This window comes from Pseudoalteromonas sp. XMcav11-Q (assembly GCF_040104525.1).
Lineage (GTDB): Bacteria > Pseudomonadota > Gammaproteobacteria > Enterobacterales > Alteromonadaceae > Pseudoalteromonas.
On record NZ_JBECOX010000011.1, the window covers coordinates 137,039 to 156,623 of the forward strand.

14 protein-coding genes are annotated in these 19,585 nt (G+C 41.5%); 9 read left to right on the forward strand and 5 right to left on the reverse strand.

Annotated elements, in window-relative coordinates:
- The first annotated feature begins 37 nt into the window (after positions 1 to 37).
- From gcvT to ABMY45_RS17370, 5 genes are all read left to right on the forward strand, one after another.
- Positions 38 to 1,120 (forward strand): glycine cleavage system aminomethyltransferase GcvT, encoded by a 1,083-nt coding sequence (gene gcvT, locus ABMY45_RS17350; protein ID WP_174170824.1) that lies wholly within the window; start codon positions 38 to 40, stop codon positions 1,118 to 1,120.
- Between the two features lie 76 nt (positions 1,121 to 1,196).
- Positions 1,197 to 1,586 carry a glycine cleavage system protein GcvH gene (gene gcvH, locus ABMY45_RS17355; protein ID WP_349289235.1) on the forward strand — a complete coding sequence of 130 codons (390 nt, stop codon included), beginning with the start codon at positions 1,197 to 1,199 and terminating at the stop codon, positions 1,584 to 1,586.
- Positions 1,587 to 1,768: 182 nt separating this feature from the next.
- Positions 1,769 to 4,669: an aminomethyl-transferring glycine dehydrogenase gene (gcvP, locus tag ABMY45_RS17360; protein WP_349289236.1), complete on the forward strand. Its 2,901-nt coding sequence runs from the start codon at positions 1,769 to 1,771 to the stop codon at positions 4,667 to 4,669.
- A 298-nt stretch (positions 4,670 to 4,967) separates the two neighbouring features.
- Positions 4,968 to 6,659 carry an AAA family ATPase gene (locus ABMY45_RS17365; protein ID WP_349289237.1) on the forward strand — a complete coding sequence of 564 codons (1,692 nt, stop codon included), beginning with the start codon at positions 4,968 to 4,970 and terminating at the stop codon, positions 6,657 to 6,659.
- Positions 6,656 to 7,828, forward strand: coding sequence for a hypothetical protein (locus ABMY45_RS17370; RefSeq protein ID WP_349289238.1), 1,173 nt, complete (start codon positions 6,656 to 6,658; stop codon positions 7,826 to 7,828). Before ABMY45_RS17365 ends, ABMY45_RS17370 begins: the two co-directional genes overlap by 4 nt.
- Here ABMY45_RS17370 and ABMY45_RS17375 read toward each other — a convergent pair.
- Genes ABMY45_RS17375 through ABMY45_RS17385 form a run of 3 tightly spaced genes read right to left on the reverse strand, consistent with a single transcriptional unit; the run spans position 7,781 to position 13,638 of the window.
- On the reverse strand, positions 7,781 to 10,012 hold the full coding sequence (locus ABMY45_RS17375; RefSeq protein WP_349289239.1) for a DEAD/DEAH box helicase: 2,232 nt from the start codon (positions 10,010 to 10,012) through the stop codon (positions 7,781 to 7,783). The two genes, ABMY45_RS17370 and ABMY45_RS17375, sit on opposite strands and share 48 nt — an antisense overlap.
- Positions 10,009 to 11,316: an ATP-binding protein gene (locus tag ABMY45_RS17380; RefSeq protein WP_269408919.1), complete on the reverse strand. Its 1,308-nt coding sequence runs from the start codon at positions 11,314 to 11,316 to the stop codon at positions 10,009 to 10,011. Before ABMY45_RS17380 ends, ABMY45_RS17375 begins: the two co-directional genes overlap by 4 nt.
- Positions 11,317 to 11,319: 3 nt before the next feature.
- Positions 11,320 to 13,638 carry a TerB N-terminal domain-containing protein gene (locus ABMY45_RS17385; RefSeq protein ID WP_349289240.1) on the reverse strand — a complete coding sequence of 773 codons (2,319 nt, stop codon included), beginning with the start codon at positions 13,636 to 13,638 and terminating at the stop codon, positions 11,320 to 11,322.
- Between the two features lie 695 nt (positions 13,639 to 14,333).
- Between ABMY45_RS17385 and ABMY45_RS17390 the strand changes: the two genes are divergently transcribed.
- Both ABMY45_RS17390 and ABMY45_RS17395 read left to right on the forward strand, forming a co-directional pair.
- Positions 14,334 to 15,314, forward strand: coding sequence for a 5'-nucleotidase (locus tag ABMY45_RS17390; protein WP_349289241.1), 981 nt, complete (start codon positions 14,334 to 14,336; stop codon positions 15,312 to 15,314).
- Complete coding sequence (locus ABMY45_RS17395) at positions 15,314 to 16,024, forward strand: amino acid adenylation (RefSeq protein WP_349289242.1); 711 nt, start codon at positions 15,314 to 15,316, stop codon at positions 16,022 to 16,024. Before ABMY45_RS17390 ends, ABMY45_RS17395 begins: the two co-directional genes overlap by 1 nt.
- A 213-nt stretch (positions 16,025 to 16,237) precedes the next feature.
- On the opposite strand, the gene ABMY45_RS17400 is transcribed toward ABMY45_RS17395, so the two are convergent.
- Complete coding sequence (locus ABMY45_RS17400) at positions 16,238 to 16,552, reverse strand: hypothetical protein (protein ID WP_010607301.1); 315 nt, start codon at positions 16,550 to 16,552, stop codon at positions 16,238 to 16,240.
- A 410-nt stretch (positions 16,553 to 16,962) separates the two neighbouring features.
- Here ABMY45_RS17400 and ABMY45_RS17405 point away from each other — a divergent pair, with 410 nt between their 5' ends.
- Both ABMY45_RS17405 and ABMY45_RS17410 read left to right on the forward strand, forming a co-directional pair.
- Positions 16,963 to 17,400 (forward strand): thioesterase family protein, encoded by a 438-nt coding sequence (locus ABMY45_RS17405; protein ID WP_349289243.1) that lies wholly within the window; start codon positions 16,963 to 16,965, stop codon positions 17,398 to 17,400.
- 598 nt (positions 17,401 to 17,998) lie between these two features.
- Positions 17,999 to 19,006, forward strand: coding sequence for a fatty acid desaturase (locus ABMY45_RS17410; RefSeq protein WP_349289244.1), 1,008 nt, complete (start codon positions 17,999 to 18,001; stop codon positions 19,004 to 19,006).
- Positions 19,007 to 19,027: 21 nt separating this feature from the next.
- On the opposite strand, the gene ABMY45_RS17415 is transcribed toward ABMY45_RS17410, so the two are convergent.
- Positions 19,028 to 19,531 carry an RNA methyltransferase gene (locus ABMY45_RS17415; RefSeq protein ID WP_266071457.1) on the reverse strand — a complete coding sequence of 168 codons (504 nt, stop codon included), beginning with the start codon at positions 19,529 to 19,531 and terminating at the stop codon, positions 19,028 to 19,030.
- Positions 19,532 to 19,585 lie beyond the last annotated feature (54 nt).

Below are 19,585 nucleotides of genomic sequence, written 5' to 3' on the forward strand. Positions count from 1 at the left end.
AATCGATGGCGGCTGAGTAAAAAAGTGAAGGATAAGTATGACTTCTAAAACAGTACTACACGCGAAGCACCTAGAAGCTGGCGCGAAAATGGTAGACTTCCACGGTTGGGAAATGCCAATCAATTATGGCTCACAAATTGAGGAGCACCACGCGGTGCGTACTGACGCGGGCATGTTTGACGTTTCACACATGACGATTGTTGATATCGAAGGTGTAGACGCAAAGGCATTTTTACAAAAGCTTGTTGCAAACGATGTAGCTAAGCTTACTGTGGCTGGTAAGGCGCTATACACAGGCATGCTAAACGAGCAGGGCGGTGTAATTGATGACCTTATCATTTACTTCTTCACTGAAACGCAATATCGCCTAGTAGTTAACTCTGCAACACGCGAAAAAGACCTTGCACATATCGGTGCGGTAGCAGCAGATTTTGAAGTGACAGTTACTGAGCGTCCTGAGTACGCGATGATTGCGGTACAAGGTCCAAACGCAAAAGCAAAAACAGCAACTATCCTAGACGAACAACAACAAGCGGCTGTTGAAGGCATGAAGCCATTCTTTGGTGTGCAAGCTGGCGACCTATTTATCGCAACAACGGGCTACACTGGTGAAGAGGGTTATGAGATCGTAGTACACAACGATGGTGCGGCGGACTTATGGCAAAAATTATTAGACGCAGGTGTGCGTCCAGCTGGCCTAGGTGCACGTGATACGCTACGTTTAGAAGCGGGCATGAACCTTTACGGCTCAGACATGGACGAGACGGTGTCTCCACTTGCAGCGAACATGGCATGGACAATTGCATGGGAGCCAGAGGAGCGTGACTTTATCGGTCGTGCAGCTATCACTAAACAACGTGCTGAGCAAAGCACTGATAAGCTGGTAGGTTTAGTCCTAGAAAGCAAAGGCGTATTACGTGGTGGTTCTAAAGTTATCGTAGAAGGTGGCGAAGGTGTTATTACTTCTGGTACATTCTCACCAACTTTAGGCTTCAGTGTAGCGCTTGCGCGTGTACCTCGTTCAATTGGCGAGACTGCACAAGTTGAAATGCGTAAGAAGCTAGTTGATGTTAAAGTAGTTAAGCCAAGCTTCGTTCGTAACGGCAAGTCAATTATCTAGTTTTTATAGGTAATAAATAGAATAACATTGATGTCGCTCACGGGGTGACATCGCAACCGACCAAAGGAACAAAAAAATGAGCAACATTCCTAGCGAGTTAAAGTACGCTACTTCACACGAGTGGGTTCGCGCTGAAGGCAATGGCGAGTACACAGTAGGTATCACTGAGCACGCACAAGAACTTCTAGGCGACATGGTATTCGTTGAATTACCAGAAGTAGACGATGAAGTTGACGCGGGTGAAGATTGCGCAGTTGCTGAGTCTGTAAAAGCAGCATCAGACATCTACGCACCAATCGGCGGTACTATCATTGCGGTAAACGAAGACCTAGAAGATGCGCCTGAAACTGTAAACAACGATGCTTACGGCGACGGTTGGTTGTTCAAAATTAAAGCGTCTGATGAGTCTGAGCTAGATAACCTACTAGACGCTGAAGGCTACGCAAATTCAATCGACGAAGACTAATTTGTTGATAGTAATAAAAGCCCCTTTTTAGGGGCTTTTATTGTTGCTTTTTGGGCAAGGGTACTTGCTCAAGGTATGACGAGATCATGCCAACGTTTTTAGAATACTGCCGTTACCAAGGTATCTCATTTAGATAAAAACAGTATTCACCTTTTTCATTTGGATCATAGGAACCTGGACTAATGTCAAACGCCAAATCTCTTGAACAGTTAGAGCAAAAGCAAGATTTTATCCGCCGCCATATCGGGCCAAGCCCAGCACAGGTGAGCGAGATGCTAAGCGCTCTTGGAGTATCTAGTGTTGAAGAGCTGATCGGTCAAACTGTACCTGCTTCAATTCGTTTAGAAGAGGGCTTACAGATCGGTGAAAGCCGCACAGAAGTGGAAACCCTAAGTTACCTGAAATCAGTAGCAAGCAAAAACAAGGTTTTCAAATCTTATATCGGTCAAGGCTACCACCCAACTCACGTACCTCACGTTATCCTACGTAACGTACTTGAGAATCCGGGTTGGTACACTGCTTACACCCCTTATCAGCCAGAGATTGCGCAAGGTCGCTTGGAATCACTACTTAACTTCCAAACGCTGACTATGGACATTACCGGCCTAGACTTAGCCAGTGCATCACTACTTGACGAATCCACTGCAGCGGCAGAAGCAATGGCGCTTGCAAAACGTGTATCTAAAGCGAAAAAAGCAAACATCTTCTTTATTGCCGACGACGTACACGTACAAACTATCGACGTGGTATCTACACGTGCTGAGCAGTTTGGCTTTGAAGTAGTAGTAGGCCCTGCTAGCGACGCTGCTAACCACGAGATTTTTGGTGCGTTATTCCAGTATCCTTCAACATCAGGTGAAGTGGTTGACGTTACTGACCTAATCGCACAAGTACAAGACAAAAAAGCGATTGCCTGTGTTGCCGCAGACATCATGAGTTTAATGCTACTTAAAGCACCAGGTAAACTAGGCGCAGACGTAGTGCTTGGTTCTGCACAGCGTTTTGGTGTACCTATGGGTTACGGCGGTCCACACGCGGCATTCTTTGCCACGCGTGATGCTTACAAGCGTTCACTACCAGGCCGTATTATTGGTGTGTCTAAAGACCGTTTAGGTAACGACGCGCTACGTATGGCGATGCAAACACGTGAACAGCATATCCGCCGTGAAAAAGCCAACTCAAACATTTGTACTGCACAGGTGCTACTTGCGAATATGGCTGCGTTTTACGCGGTTTACCATGGTCCTCAAGGTCTTAAGATCATCGCTGAACGCATTAATCGCCTTGCAAGCATTCTTGCAACGGGTCTTAAAGCAAAAGGCGTGGCACTTAAGCACGATACATGGTTTGACACTATTACTGTTAAAGCGGACGACGCTGACAAGCAAGCGGTTGTGGCGCGTGCAGTAGCAAAAGGCGTAAACTTTGCCCTTAACCACAACGGCGAATACTCAATTGCCGTAAACGAAACTACTACGCGTGCAGACGTAGCTGAGCTATTTGACATCATTTTAGGTGACGACCACGGCCTAAATGTAGATGCGCTAGACGCACAAGTATCAGGCGAGAACATCACAGGTATTCCTGCAAGCCTAGTGCGCGACGACGAAATTTTAACGCACGCAAACTTCAACAGCTATCACAGCGAAACCGAGATGCTGCGTTATATCAAGCGTCTTGAAAACAAAGATTTAGCACTAAACCACTCAATGATCTCATTGGGCTCGTGTACCATGAAGCTAAACGCAACCGCTGAAATGATCCCAGTGACTTGGCCTGAGTTTGCAGAGCTACACCCGTTCTGCCCAATCGACCAAGCACAAGGTTACAAGATCATGATGACTGAGCTGCACGACTGGCTTGTGAACATCACAGGTTACGACGCAGTATCACTACAGCCTAACTCAGGTGCACAAGGTGAATACGCAGGTCTTATCGCGATCCGTAAGTACCATGAGTCTCGCGGTGAAGGTCACCGTAATATCTGTTTGATCCCAAGTTCAGCGCACGGTACAAACCCAGCGTCTGCACAAATGGCAAGCATGAAAGTGGTTGTGGTTGACTGTGATAAAAACGGTAACATCGATATGGAAGACCTACGCGCGAAAGCCGCAGACGTAGCTGAAAACCTATCGTGCATCATGGTCACTTACCCGTCTACACACGGTGTGTACGAAGAATCTATCCGTGAAGTATGCGACATCGTGCACCAGCACGGCGGCCAAGTATACATGGACGGCGCAAATATGAACGCGCAGGTTGGGGTAACTAGCCCAGGTTCAATCGGCTCTGATGTATCACACTTAAACCTACACAAAACATTCTGTATTCCACATGGTGGCGGTGGCCCAGGCGTTGGTCCTATCGGTGTTAAATCGCACCTAGCGCCATTTATGCCTAACCACAGCGTGATCAACGTAGAAGGTACAAACGTAGGTAACGGCGCGGTTTCTGCGGCACCTTACGGCTCTGCTGCTATTCTACCTATCTCGTGGGCATACATCGCGATGATGGGCAGCGAAGGCCTAAAACAAGCAACAGAAATGGCAATCGTGAACGCTAACTACCTAACGGCTAAGTTGAGCGAGCACTTCCCAATTCTATACCGTGGCCGTAACGACCGTGTTGCTCACGAATGTATTGTTGACCTTCGCCCACTGAAAGAAGCTACAGGTATTACCGAAATGGATGTTGCTAAGCGTCTACAAGACTACGGCTTCCACTCACCAACGATGTCGTTCCCAGTAGCGGGCACACTAATGGTTGAGCCAACGGAATCTGAGTCTAAAGTAGAAATCGACCGCTTTATCGAAGCCATGGTTTCTATTAAAGGTGAAATCGACAAGATTGCATCAGGCGAGTGGTCTATCGAAGACAACCCATTAGTATTTGCACCACACACGCAAGCAGACGTACTAAGCAACGACTGGAACCGTGCATATGACCGCCTCGCAGCTGCATTCCCAGTACCAAGCGTAGCAAAAGACAAATTCTGGCCAACGGTAACCCGTATCGACGACGTATACGGCGACCGTAACCTAATCTGTTCTTGCCCAGCGGTTGATACTTACCGCGATGCGTAAGGGGTTTGATAACGACAATTGAAGTTGGAAACCACGTAATCGAAGTTGGAAACTGCAATTGAAGTTGGAAACTAACTAAGTATAGAAGGCGAACCAGAAATGGTTCGCCTTTTTTTTGAGAGAGAAGGGTGAAGAATGATGCAATTGCAGCATTGGAGAAGTTTTTGTACTCTTGATGAATGAATTTGTAGAGTGTTTAAATTTAAAAAGTATACATTGAGTACTAAAAACTTCTTATCGCTACAAAGTAGGATTAGATAAATATATCTGTAATGTAGACTTAGGTTAAATAAGAATAATGATGAAATTAGTTTATGTTTTTGTTGAGCGTCATAATGTACTTGAAAGCATTGGTGTGAGTTTCTCAAATGATGAACAGATATATTATGAAAATAATAAGTTGAGTATAAATAGCTTAGAAAGTGACTTTGAATATTATGAAGGTATAAAAAGCTCTGCAATTGTTGGTAAAAATGGGACTGGGAAGAGCACTTTACTCGATTTTATAGAATCTTGTTACGGTGAAACAGATTCCTCAGGATTCTTTGTCTGGCAGAACGTTAAAGAGAGTAGTTTCCATCTTTGCCCTATAAACTTTGATGTGGATTCAATAGATGTTGAATCTGAATATACGGTTAAAGTGAATAATAACTATAGAAATTTTCTAAATTATAATAAAGTAAGACTGGTTAAATCCAACAACTTATTCAGTGGTGAATCCAACTCTATCTCAAAAAAAGTAAGAAAGAATGTTTTTTCACATGACTTATCATTAGCAAAGTACAAATCAGGTTCTCCTACGAAAGTAGCTCAGAGAATTTCAAGGCTTATGAAGTTTTTCTCACATAGCTCTTGGATGGCTAACGAAAAAAATATAAAGGTAGAGTTTGAATTTTTCTTTAAATCGTCTTCTGTTACTTACCTGAAAAATCTTATCAGTAGAGATAATGCTCAAGATGAATTTTCTATCGACTCAGAGACTGTAAAAGATTTAAAAAATATGGTTAAAACTCGACGTGGTTTTATATCTGATACAATCTTCGACAATAGTATATCCCCATTTCCAGAGTTGTTTCGTTTAAATCTCCTATCTATTCTTCGATACGCAACTAAATACTCCGGTTTCAAATCTAAATTACAAGATTTTATGTTTGTGAAGCTTTTATGCGGCTTCGTGAAAGGACGGTTGGATGTTTTACAACTAGATAATATTAAAGAGATTTTAATTGGCAGCAGCTTGTACGAATATTCATCTCAGGAAGTACTTTCTGAAGCTGATGCATTGATAATATCTAAGCGGATTCATAATGTTGTAAGTATTATACAAGATATCTCAGACGTAATTACTGAATACCAAAGATATATTGAAGTGAAAGATAAAGATAGGTTTATTACTTATCAAGCAGAGCTTGTGATTGATTTGATGATGTTAATAACTAAGCTCCCTAGTAATATTGTCACTAATTTTCATTATGGCTGGAAAGGTTTTAGTACAGGAGAATTTGCAAAGTTAAATTTATTCGCTGAGCTCTATTATTATATTAACGATGAAAAACGCTCATCTTTGGAAAGTCATTTGATTGTTATGGATGAAGCTGATCTGTATCTGCATCCTGATTGGCAAAGAGAGTTTTTAGCAGATACTTTAGGCTTCTTAAAAGCTGAATTCCCAAAGGGCAGTGTTCAGTTAGTTCTCACATCACATTCACCCATAATCATAGGTGACTTTTTACCCGAAGATATTATTTCTATTTACAGGGAGGAGAACGAACCTCCAAAAATTGGCGAGTCATTTGGGTTTGGAACTCAGATTTTACAATTGTACATGGATGGAATGCATTTAAGCTCAACTTTTGGTAGCCACTCAAAGTTTCATATTGATAGGATCATGAAGAATAAAGTAAATGGATGTCAAACAGCATTTGACAAAAGGCTGATAAGTAAAATAAAAAACTCAAATATTAGGAGAATGTTAGGAGTTGAAGAATGATAAATTTGGATGCCTTATATTCTGATGATCTAGTGCAACGATACTCTGATTTCTGCAAGCAGTACGTACGTTCAAATTTAAATGAAGTTTTTGAGACGCTCGAAGGTGAATTGAGAGATAACCTTGAAAGTTATTTTTGTGATGTAAGTCTTCAAAGGCTTTTATCGTCAGAAGTACAGAGTTTAGAGCTTGCATTCAGAGAAATATTTGACAATGTTCCTATTATTGCTGAGCGATTTAACCCTAAATATTTTTTTAGAGATTTCAATCCCAATACACAGTGCGCCCATTTAAATTTAAGGACTAACGACGGTAAAAGAAACCTAAATTTGATTAAAGAAGGTGTTATAGAAGAGATAAATTATTTTGTTGGAAATAATGAATCAATCTTGCTTAGTGAAGTTCTAGAGGAGTTGGAAGTCGCAACTAGCGCATCTGAAATAAAAAAGAAACTTACGAGATTAGATAAAATAATAAATGGTGATATTAAGGCTGATGATTCTTTAAAGAGAAAGTTTCCAGATTGGCTAGAAGGTTTTTCTTCCTCATTCAATTATGACTACATTATAGGGCATTTTGGACTTGAAATTATTAGGGAAATAAATTTGCACTATTGTCCTTATTGTGCAGAAGAGCCTATAGAATCATTTCAAAACTTCAGAGCAGCTATAGATCATTACTTTCCTAAATCTAAATTTCCATTTTTAGCTTTATCACTTTATAACTTTGTTCCAGCGGGAGAAAGGTGCAATAGTCGATATAAAAGAAATAATGATATGACTGGTTACTTTAATCCAGCTAGAGATCTATTGCCAAATGAGGCACTATTTGACTTTGAATTCCCTTTGGGGCGTGAATTTGAATATACAGAGATAGAAGTAATAGTAAATGATATAAATGAACAATTGAGAGCAAACTCATCGATGTTCAAGCTTGACGGGGTTTATAACAAGTCAGAAGTAAAAAGAGAATTTAAGAACTTATACGATAGAGTAAATATGTTGGAGGCATTAGGTCGTGATGATGTCTTGAATGACCCCCAAAAAACTAGAATATTACTAAATGTGGATCTGACCATAAGTAATAAAAGAGTTAGGTTTCAGAAATTTCTTGTTGATTCACTAAACTTTTTGGCGGGTAGCAATTTGCTCATTAACACTGAAAGCTAAACTCTTAAAAAAACTTTTTGCATTTTTTATATCAAACGCTTTTGCTCCATACCCTATGAATAGAATACTTTCCGGCAAGAACTCATCGAACTTCTCGATACGTTTTTCCTGTACTTGTTGTGCTAGTTCTGTTTCTGTTGGGAGTTCAGTTGAAGCAAGTTTGAGCAATGTTGAGCGAACACTTTCAAATGACGCTTTTTCTACTTCTATGACTCCTGCATATGCTCCAGCTTCAAACCCATGTTGGATTAGCAAGGCGACAATTGTATTTACCACTTTGTCGCCAAGCCATGGGAATATATAAGTAGTATTGCCAACCTGGAGCAGTGGTTCTCTAGAGAGCTTTGCATTTTCGAAATATCGTACGCTCTCTCCAAACAGTTCTCGTGCAGCTGTATCAGCGAAGTCGACTTTCTGATCCCCCACAGAAATTCTGTAGTCACCGTCTTTTAATATTTGAAACATCTCTTGCCGGACAACATCATGTATGTTCAAGCCAGCACCACCAAATTTAGGCGGCTTGCCACCTTTTGCATGCACCACATAAATAACTTTCTTTTCGCTATCTATGTCGTTTACTTTCCAACGCTTTCCACCGAAAACAATATGCTGACCTTCCAATATCAATGAATCTACAGGCAGCGTTCCGAGTGATTTTGTTCCACATACAATCCGAAACTCTTCAGGCGTTTTGAAAACAGCATAGAACGAGTAATGGCTTGTCAGCTTTTCTCCCAAAAGGCCAAGCACCAATTCACCACTTCCTAACTGAGTTATGAGTTCTGTTTTGCCCATGTGGACAAGTAGTGCTTTGAAGTTTTCAACATTAACGTTTTGAAAAGGGCCATCTTTACAGAGCAAACTAAATAATTGCTCGGCTCTAATTCCTCCCCATTGTGCAGTAACTGCAAGTACTTGGTGAAGGAGTGTTGAGAAGTGGTAAAGTGATGTATCAGCTGGTTCATACCATTTACTGCCGATAAGAAGTCTGATCATGGCCAGAGATTGAATAAGCTCCAATCTCAGCTTGTCGATGACGCTAGAGTCTTTTGTCAATTCAGCTTCAGCGATGAGCATTCGCAATATTGAGGCTCCACCGCGTCTTCCTGAACGTCCCATTCTTTGACGTAAACTTGAAATAGAATGGGGGGCTGTTACTTGAATTACTGAGTTTACCTTGCCGATATCAATGCCTAGTTCAAGAGTCATTGTGCAAATCGCTGTGGTAGGATAATGCTCCTGTTGCAATCGCTTTTCTAAGCTTTCTCGAAGATCTTTAGATAGCGAACCATGGTGAGGAAAAAATTCATTCGGTACAATTTTCTCTTCACAGAAGTCAGATAATGTAGCCGCAATGCTTTCTGTACGGCTTCTACTATTTGCAAACACAAGGTGATTTCCGCCTCGACAAAATTTAAATAAATCTTGGCAGATCGTATATTCGGCATCATTGGAAGACTCAGCTTCTAAGTTAGCAGGGTTGACATACCCCTTTACCTGAACCTTCAAGGTGGATGTCGAATGTGTATCTTTGATGATCTTGCAAGGTAAAGAGCGATTAGGGCGAAGTGATAGAGGTACTTTCTCTAACTCACCAAGCGTAGCACTCAAAGCGACTCTCGGGATTGGTGTTTCTAGTCTTCCGAGAAGGTGTTCAAGTCTATGAAGTAAAGAGAGTAAGTGATGGCCGCGCTCAGAACCAATAAAGGCATGAAACTCGTCAATAACGATATATTTCAAATTAGAGAATGCAGTTTTTATCCAGCCTGAGTCTCTGATGAGTAATGACTCCAATGACTCAGGTGTTATTAACACGACACCAGATGGCGATGCTTTTAATTTCTTCTTTCGGCCCTGTGAGCTATCACCATGCCAGGGAGTAACCGGTATTTCTAACAGGTCAGACAGACTTTCTAAGCGCCTATCTTGGTCATTTATAAGGGCTTTTAGAGGGCTAACGTAAAGGATCCCTACACCCGTTTCTTGATGTGCGATAGTGCTAAGCGCAGGCAAGAAAAATGCTTCTGTCTTTCCTGCTGCGGTTGAAGCGCTGATCAGTACATCTGTCTTTTCAGACAATATAGGTTCAATAGCAAGGCATTGTATTTCTCGTAAGCCAGTCCAGCCTTGTTTGAATATCCAGCGCTGAATCCGATGGTCTAATTTTTCATGTTCATCAATCATAGTTTGAAGTCAGCAAATCCATCTTCATTGTCCTCTGTTTCGAGTTCAACATCGGAAGGCTTATCTTCATTAATTGCTACTGATGAGATCAGACTATGCCACGCAATTTGCGGGTTTTGGTCGATTACCGCGAGCATGTCTAAAAATGCTTTAATGGTGTTACGTGGCGTTCTAAAATACGCATCCCCTATAGTTTGGCTGCAATGCTGTAAGAACGCTTTGAGAGATTCGTCTGGAACCAAGTACTTCGCTTCATCACCTTCAGCATAAACATGGCGCAAGTTTTTAAGCAAAATATAAAGTTCTTCAGGGGTTAAGCTAGCGAGGTGTAGTGCCGGTGACGAATAATCAATCACGCCCGCTTGTTTAGCAAAACTGTTATCTGCCAATCTAGATTGTAGTGCTTCATAGCTATACAAGCCTTTACGTGGATCTAGCAGAAACTCAGGGGTTCCGCCGAGAAGGAACCCCAAATGCTCAGCGCTTCCTTGCAAGCAATCGTTTAGAATTCGGAGTATCTGTTCATAGTTAGAAGTTCTCGCTGTGGTGTTGTTCAACTTATACAGATTAACCATCTCGTCTAAGTTAACTAGAAGCCCTTGGTAGCCAGCTTGTCTGACAAATAAACTCATTAATTTCAGCGCATCATAAAAAGATGTATCCGAAATAATTGTTCGAACTCCTAGGTCATTTCGGGCATCGGTTTTAGTTGAATACTCTGCTCGTAACCATTTTATGGCGTTAGCTTTTAATATCTCATCATCTTTCTCATGACCTATCCAATAAGCCTCAATAACTTTAGCAAAATCATAACCGCCAACGAGTTCAGAAAGTGATGCTAATTTTTCATGGATAATTGAATTTATACTTTTTCCTGAAGTATCAGCTTCTTTCATTGCTTCTGTAATGAACTTCTCAACTACACTGGTTAAAGCATTACCATCAGGTTTGTTGCGAGTCGCCATGTTACGCATTAGCTCAGAGTAAAGGTTTCTAGCTTGACCAGCCGATGCATGAATACGTCTATCAGGAGATAAGTCTGCATTGACGGTTACAAGCTTATTCTCTAGAGCAATAGCACGTACAACACTTAAAAAGAATGTTTTACCAGAACCATAATCGCCGATAATGAGCCTGAAAGCTGAACCTCCATCTGAGATCCGATCAATGTCTTGGATCAGAGCTTTTAATTCATTTACTCGACCAACTTGGATATGCTGGATTCCAATCTTAGGGGTCACACCTGACTTCAGAGATTGGATAATTGCATCCCTTTCTTTAGCTCGTATTCTTTTTGCAACCATTGTTTATCCCTTCAATTCTTCTACGATTTCTAGATCGACATAGATATCACCATCGTCATCTAGAACTGGCGCATCGACTTTGTCATAAGCCCAGTCATTAATAGTTTCTAATGCGCCATCAACCATTATGTTTAGTTTGCTGCACAGCTCATGAACTTCTTTACGTGGCCACGACTCTTTAGCTATCAAAGTTTCAAAAAGTTCTTTGTAAGGGCTATCTAAGCCTTCTTCATTGACATCAGCTGTGGGGCTCACTCCCAGTTCAGCTTCTTCATCAACGGCAAATATACTCTCCAGCATACTCTTTGCATCGTTGGTGTCACTTTCATGCATAGCCAGAATACCTTCATCCAACTGAAAGGTACTTTTATCAATTGAAGCGTCTTTAGATGTGGCAGAAATAAGTTGTTTACTGGAGGCAAACGCATGAATGTCACTTGTAACGAGTGATTTATCTAAGCCTAACGAGGTATATAACTTTTCAATTTGCTTAATTTCAGAAGCATCGATTTTTCCATCAGCAAGAGCAATGGAAAGCATGAATCTTTTCAAGAATTCCACCTGTGGAATGCCGAGTTTTTCAATCCTAGCTTTCAAGCCGGTATTATTTACAGGGGCATTTAGACGCCAAGTTAAATATGCATTTAACGAGTTCTTTTCAGAAGGTGAGAGTTTGTCATCGTGGTTTATCAACGTTTGCAAGGCGATTTTCTCATGCTGATCTACAGTACCGTCTATCGTTGCGACCATTGCCCCTAACCTAATTGCTAAACTTACTTGGTTGAATGCCGAGCTTGGCTCAAAAAACTCTCCATGGCCCGGTGAGAAGAGCACAATATTGTCATCGATTTTCAATTTTGCATGGTGAAAACGTTGGTCTGGCGCAATACCTATTTCAGCCTTAGCAGCCAAGTTAGCGACTAGTTCATTTTCTTTTTTGTTAAACGCCTTAGGGAGAGGTGTACCTGTATGGGTCCAGAAATCCTTGACAGTGGTTAGTCCATCATTTGAACTAATTATCTGATTTGCCCAAGACTTAAATGTTTCTATAACTGGTGAATTTGCTTCGTTTGCTAGTTCTTTAGGTAATAACATTAACGCTGCAATATCACTCCTTGAGGTATCAGCTTTTCCTAAGTAACGGCTATAGCTGTTCAACTCTTCCGTACATTGTTCGGCAATTGGAATGAGCTTTTTAATTGGGCCTTTGAGAATACTTGGATCTGGTAAGTCACCCAACTCCAAATCAACCCCATGCACACCATTACTTGCCGCATGGTATGAAAGTCGCAGTTTAGTTTTATTGGGTTTTACGGAAATTCCTTCGCCAAACTTGTCAGAAAATCTAATTTGGAAAAGCTGGCTAAACTCTTCTTCACATCTACGGGCGGGGGTTTTTAGGGAATACTCGAATGTATTTTTTAGCCACTCTAAAGCTAAGGGAGCTGTTACAGGGTTTCCATTGGCTATAGTTGTTGCAAGGTTAACTTTAAATGACAATGCATTATTAGTTTCAGGTATATCTGCCAGCCTATCTTCAAGTAAGATGGGTCTTTGAAGTGCCATTAGTTCGAGGAAATTAGCAGAGTATCCTCTGAACGAACGATTCGCGTTGAAAACGCTATTGAGACGCAACACTTCTTCAAATATTGCTATGTACTCCTCATCAGTTATTTGATTATTGGATTTGTTTTCAATGACTCTTCTCTCAAACCCGTAGAAATAGATGAAGACATAACCAATTGGCGTATTGGGGTTTGAGCGATCAGAGGCGAGCCAATCTAGGTAAGCGCCTCTACAGCCTTTAGATAAAGATGCGTAAGTTGGCCAGTACCCTAAGGATTCATCAGTGTATATATCTGAATCTACCGAGGGACTTAAAGCCGGGCGTTTATCATCCACTAGAGATGGCTCTATACCGTACCCATCTAGTGAATTCATTACTCCACCAAAGTAGAAAAAGCCTTTTGTTAACTGTCTTCCATTAACAGAAAGTTGTTCATCTTCACTTATCCACCGACCTTTTTGTTTGTTAGTTGTTTTTTCTGGTTCTCGACCAAAGCTTGTATGAATAGTAAAAGTAGCAAAGTCATCATCATCGTCTAAATAAGTATGATTAGATGTACTGGATACACTTATGCTGGAAGATCCTACAGCAATACTGGGGGATGAGGTTCTATTTTCAGGGACTTTTGCTTTTTCAGAGAAAGACAGGGGAGTGCTCTTGGAGGGCTGGTTTTGCGGAGCCGACCTAGAATTGCTCTTACCCTTAAATATCTTGTAAATTAAATAAATTACAAATAACCCAATAATAAACTCCATTTTACTCCCTCTTTTTAAGGTTCTAAAGTAGGTACTTTGATCCTTGATTTTCATATAGTTATAGAATTTTATATCAGATTAAAATTATTTAAGCAAAACTCGAGAGGAAGGTGACGGGTTGTACATCAATCCTTCCCTATTTAAATCTTAGGGTAAATGATCAAGGTTCTTAGCCATTCGATGTTATCTCAAATGGCTAAAGTAAAGTGTTAGAATAGGTAAGCTGTGACCTTGCAGTGCAAAGCCATAAAGAAGCTACCTCTCCTTGTCCGTTACTGTTAACTGCACTACGTTTTGTACTTTTGATGGTAATATGAGCCGTAGTCACTTTGATAAAGGTATTCAGCCACAGTTTGAATTTTGCGTAGCCTTTGCTTCTCACCATCAATTAAATCAATGGACTGGTTGGCCGTTGGGAATTACGAAGCGTGTTAAAGGTGTTGCTGGTGCCCCATATGGGTTTCTAACTTCTTAGGCTTTGGCAATCAAAGATGCTGACAGCCAACCCTATACGTTTTGAAACATTGGCTAAAGAGCGGTGGGAAAGGCAACAATAATAAGTCCCTATATGCTATGTTGTTTATGTTCTATTACACGAGCTGCATGGGGCTGGGGTTGCCTAAAAAGAGTAACCCAGATAGTCAAAGTCGTTCACAGGTTTTAGGCCAGTATGAAGAGAGTAATAAGGGGCGGTAATGGCACTTGATTTACGTAATACCTTAGTGGTGGGTATTTCAGCAACGGCACTTTTTGATATGAGTGCATCAGACAAAATATTTCGCGAAACCTATGCTGAAGACCCAGATACAGCGATTGAAGCGTATCGGGATTATATGCTGAAGCATGAAGACGAACCGCTAAAACCGGGTACGGGTTATTACTTAATTAAAGCCTTGCTTGCTCTAAATAAATACCAAGACGCAGATGATAGATCGCCGCTTGTTGAAGTGGTGGTTATGTCGCGCAATAGCCCTGATACTGGTTTACAGGTACTTAATACTATTCGCCACGATAAACTCAATATTACGCGCTCAGCGTTTACCGCAGGTGAGTCAGTTGCAGACTATCTTGACGCCTTCGACGTAGATTTGTTTCTTACCACTAATATTGATGATGCGCAGCGAGTTATTGATTCAACCCAGTGCGCCGCGGCTGTTTTAAAAAATCCGCCAATAAATGCTCCTAAAATACCTGAAGGTCAGGTAAGAATTGCTTTTGATGGTGATGCAGTATTATTTTCTGACGAAAGTGAGCTGGTGTATAAAACTCAAGGCATGGCAGCTTTTCATGCTCAAGAAGATGAAAAACAAGATATTCCCATGCAAGACGGGCCGTATGCCAATTTATTAAGAAAATTGTCAAAACTGCAAGACAGACTTCCGATAAGAGTTGAGTATTCGCCCATACGGATCGCTATTGTTACTGCCAGAAATAGCCCATCAGAAATGCGCGTAATCAAAACGCTGCGGGAGTGGGGTGTTTATGTTGATGAAGCGTTCTTTTTAGGTGGGGTAAGTAAAGATAAAGTATTAAAAGCCTTTAATCCTCACATATTTTTTGATGATCAAGACGTGCATTTGGAGGCGGCTGCTAATATAGTGCCTTCAGGTAAGGTTCCTTACCTCAGTAGTTCAGAAATGGCGGTAAAACACCCTAAACCGGAAACGAAAGTCTGATGAAGTTACTATTCTCTGCCAGCAATGCATTAAATAAATGGCTTAAAACCGATCTGCCGAGATTACCAACGCGTGAAGGTAAACAGGCGGGGGTTAATACACTGAAATCAGATAGCACAGCTATGTGCTGGCAAGCTCATGTGATTGATAATCGATACAAGTCATATGAAAAGACCATTATTGTTTGTGAAGCCAATAGTCGCTTTGTCTTCTTTATACCAGTTACTGTACGACTAACTCTTGGTGAGTTAACTAAGTTACTCACTATGGAGTGGCAGGTAATGTTGGCAGAAACATTGGAGAGCTATCAAAGCGCGAATGGAAGAATGCCTAGAAGTGAAATAGCCTTGTTATTGAGTGAGTTATCAGACATAACATTTAACGTTGAGTGGGTTAAAAATACTGATTTAAGTATAAATGGGCATATTTGCGATGCAGGGATTTGGGTTGAACAAATTTTAAGAGAGCAAGGTGCATCCCAGTTATCAGCCCATCAAGCGACTGAATTAGCGATTTACCTAAATACGTCCGTAAAACGAATAACAAACAAAGAAACTAAGCGTAAAGAGAAGGTTATTCCGATAAATAAGTTACTGGCTTATTGCCAGGCTTTGGTTAAAAGTGAGTGCCTTGGGGATGTGAACGAAGTTACTTCAGATGATGATCGTGATTCATCCAACGTAGTGTATTTAAAGCATTATAGAAAGTAGAGTTGCTTATCAAAAGGTAAAGTTGCAGGTTGGACTCCAAAAACAAGTCGCGACATAAAGTCGCTGCTACGAATTGTTCGTAGCCGCTGGCAAGCATCTAAAGATCGCGGCGTGAAGCCGCTCCTACCCGATCAACTTCAGCTTGGTGTAGAGTTACGTAGTGCTTTTGCCGCCATTGCTTACAGTCAGGCCTTGTAGTGTGCATTTACCGCCTTAATGGACGGTAATAGGGAGATCGTTTACTACTAACGATTGGCCATTTTGCTGAGCTCGAAGAAAACTGGATACCAAAACGTCGTTGGATAGGGTGCTGATGTCGTTAACGGTTTCGACCATGCAAAACGTAATAGACTCCCAACCTAAATCTTTAATAAAGGCCTCAAGTTTATTGATGTTATCTTCATAGTTTTCGTCTGTGGTTAGCAGGCCGATGGAGTGTTTGTTACCGGGTTTGTATTTCCCTTGCTGAGTGATGGCGCATTTAGCGTAACCGCTCAACACATAAACTGTATTTGTGCTTTTGTTCATATTGGTGACATGCTTAAGTTTAATTCTGATTTTGATTTCAGATGCATTTTTTAAACCAAGCTTATAAATATTGCTCTGCTGTTTGCTTATATATTGAAAGTATTGAGAAAAATCATTGGTGATTTATCTTAGGTGTTGATCCTATAAAAGGCGTCAATTTTTTGTGAGATGGAATGATAGGGATTGCGCTTGAATTGTGTTTGTATCTAAAGCTACGCTGAAAACGAAGGGAGCTGAGGCATTATTTTTCGCCATAAATGGCGACCTACGGGGGGCGTAAGGTTGCACTGCGAAATGCTGGCTTTGCTTTCTTTGTTTTGACAAGTTGCCTTAAACTATCTCGTTAACCTTGTTGCTGGTACGATGAGTTGTTACTCTCGAGTTCAATAGACAAAATTAAAGGCAACATCATGCAGGAATTTTTAGAAAAGTTTGCAATCACCACCAAAGTGAATGTGGTGTGGGGAGAAATGGATGCGTTGGGGCATGTGAATAACGTGTCGTATTTTCGCTATTTTGAAACCGCGCGAATCGATTTTTTGACTCAAACGGGCTTACTTTCTGTGTTATCAGAACCTACCCATAGTCCGGTTTTACGTGATACGTACGCGCAATATAAACGACCAGTTACGTTTCCAGATACCTTGCATATTGGTTCATATATCACTGATATCAAAGAAGAACGCTTTACCATGCGCTATGAGGCGTTTAGCGAATCGCAACAAGCAGTATGCACAACGGGGTATGCGAATGTGGTGATGTTTAATATGAAAACAGGGAAAAAATCGCCAATTCCAGAGAGCATGTTGGCCATTTTGAAGCAATACGAGATGGACGATAATCAATAGAAGTGTAGAGTTTAGGTATTGCTTTGTATCGATGTTTGAAAAACTGTCGCGGCATAAAGCCGCTGCTACGACAATATGAGATGGACGATAATCAATAGAAGCGCGGAGTTTGGGTGTCGCGTTGCTGTTTTAGAGTTGTCCCGGCGTAAAGCCGCTGCTACGACAATATGAGATGGACGATAGTCAATAGAAGCGCGGAGTTTGGGTGTTTCGTTGCGTTGCTGTTTTAAAGTTGTCGCGGCTTAAAGCCGCTGCTACGACAATGTGAGATGGACGATAGTCAATAGAAGCGCGGAGTTTAGGTGTTGCGTTGCTGTTTTAAAGTTGTCGCGGCGTAAAGCCGCTGCTACGACAATGTGAGATGGACTATAGTCAATAGAAGCGCGGAGTTTGGGTGTTTCGTTGCGTTGCTGTTTTAAAGTTGTCGCGGCGTAAAGCCGCTGCTACGACAATATGAGATGGACGATAGTCAATAGAAGCGCGGAGTTTGGGTGTTTCGTTGCGTTGCTGTTTTAAAGTTGTCGCGGCGTAAAGCCGCTGCTACGGTAGTAGGAGTTTTCGTTATGATCTTGATATCAAAAGGTGAATTAAGTTATCTATGCCAACATTAACGGCGAGGCAGAATATCAAAGCGATAGTGACTGCTATCCAAGCTGAAGAGCAGTCGCTTCGAACGCGTTATCCTATTTTAAATCAGCAAAACGGTATTGCTATGGTGATTTTGCTGTTGTCGTTAAGTGCGCTAATTGGCGTTGCCTTGCTTTACTATTTTGCCGTTATTCCTGCATGGCTGTGTATTATCTTGGCGGCTTTTATTACCTCTATTTCTCATGAACTTGAGCACGATTTGATCCACAAGCAGTATTTTAGTGACCGCCCATTTGTATATCATTTTATGATGTTGACGGTGTGGCTAATGCGGCCAAATACGGTGAACCCTTGGTATCGCAGGCAAATTCATTTACATCACCATAAAGTGTCTGGTACTGAACAAGACTTAGAGGAGCGCTTGGTGGGTAATGGTATCCAATCTCCTTGGTTGCGAGCTGTGGTGGTTACAGATGGATTGCTAGGTTTATTATTGAATGCCAAGCGGTTTAGTCGAGAAATCAAGGGTTTTAAGTTTTTGCAGGTCTTTAATGCTGGTTTTCCGCTTGCCACGGCTTATTTTGCGACTTTATATGGTGTGATTACTTATTACGTACTGCAATTTATACAACCATTTGAATTACCTAGGTGGGGAGCAGAGTTACTAGCGGTTGCTGAGTTCTTAATGGTGGTGCTGATTGTGCCTAATATGATCCGCTCAGCATCTTTAAACCTCGTCACATCTTCAATGCATTACTATGGCGGCGTGAGTAATGTGTTAGAGCAGACCCATGTGATTACCAGTCGCTGGTTTTTACCGTTTCAGTTATTTTGTTTTGATTTTGGCCGTACGCACACGATCCATCACTTTGTACCTAATCAACCGTTTTATATTCGGCAATTGATAAGTAAAAAAGTACGCCCAGTTATGGCTCAGCACGGAGTATGTTTTGATGACTTACAAAGCCTAAAAAATGCAAATCACTACCCGGACAAAGAGCGGGTTAGTCAAAAATAAAAAGATGCTTAAAGCAAAAACTTATCCAACTGTTAGGCGGTTATTGATATCACGGCTGGTGAGTATCTGACTAACATCAAATCCCGTTGAGCGTTTTGCCATACGGTCGTATAACAACACGTTGACTGTCGCGGCTAAGTTCATGCAGCCTGTGGTTGGTACATACACCACGGCATCAGCGGCATCCACGATTTCTTGTGGCAGGCTGCCATCTTCAGGACCAAAAATGTATAACGCGTTGTCGGGGTGAGCAAACTGTGGCAGTGGGGTTGCGCCCTCTACCAGCTCAACGCAGACAAGTGCACGGCCTGCTACTTTTAAACTGATGAAATCATCAACTTGTTTGATGGGAATGTTGTCGGCAACGTTTTTTGTATCCGTATGATATTTTGCAGCCCTTGCGTAACGATTGCCGCTAAAGTAGATGGCTTGCGCATCATAACAACCTGCGGCCCGTAATACGCCACCCACATTGGTTGGTGATTTAGGGTTTACTAATCCGATTGCTACAAATGACTCGCTCATACTTTTTAATTCTCACTATACCGGCAGTAGCGCCACCAAAAATTCGACGAGCGA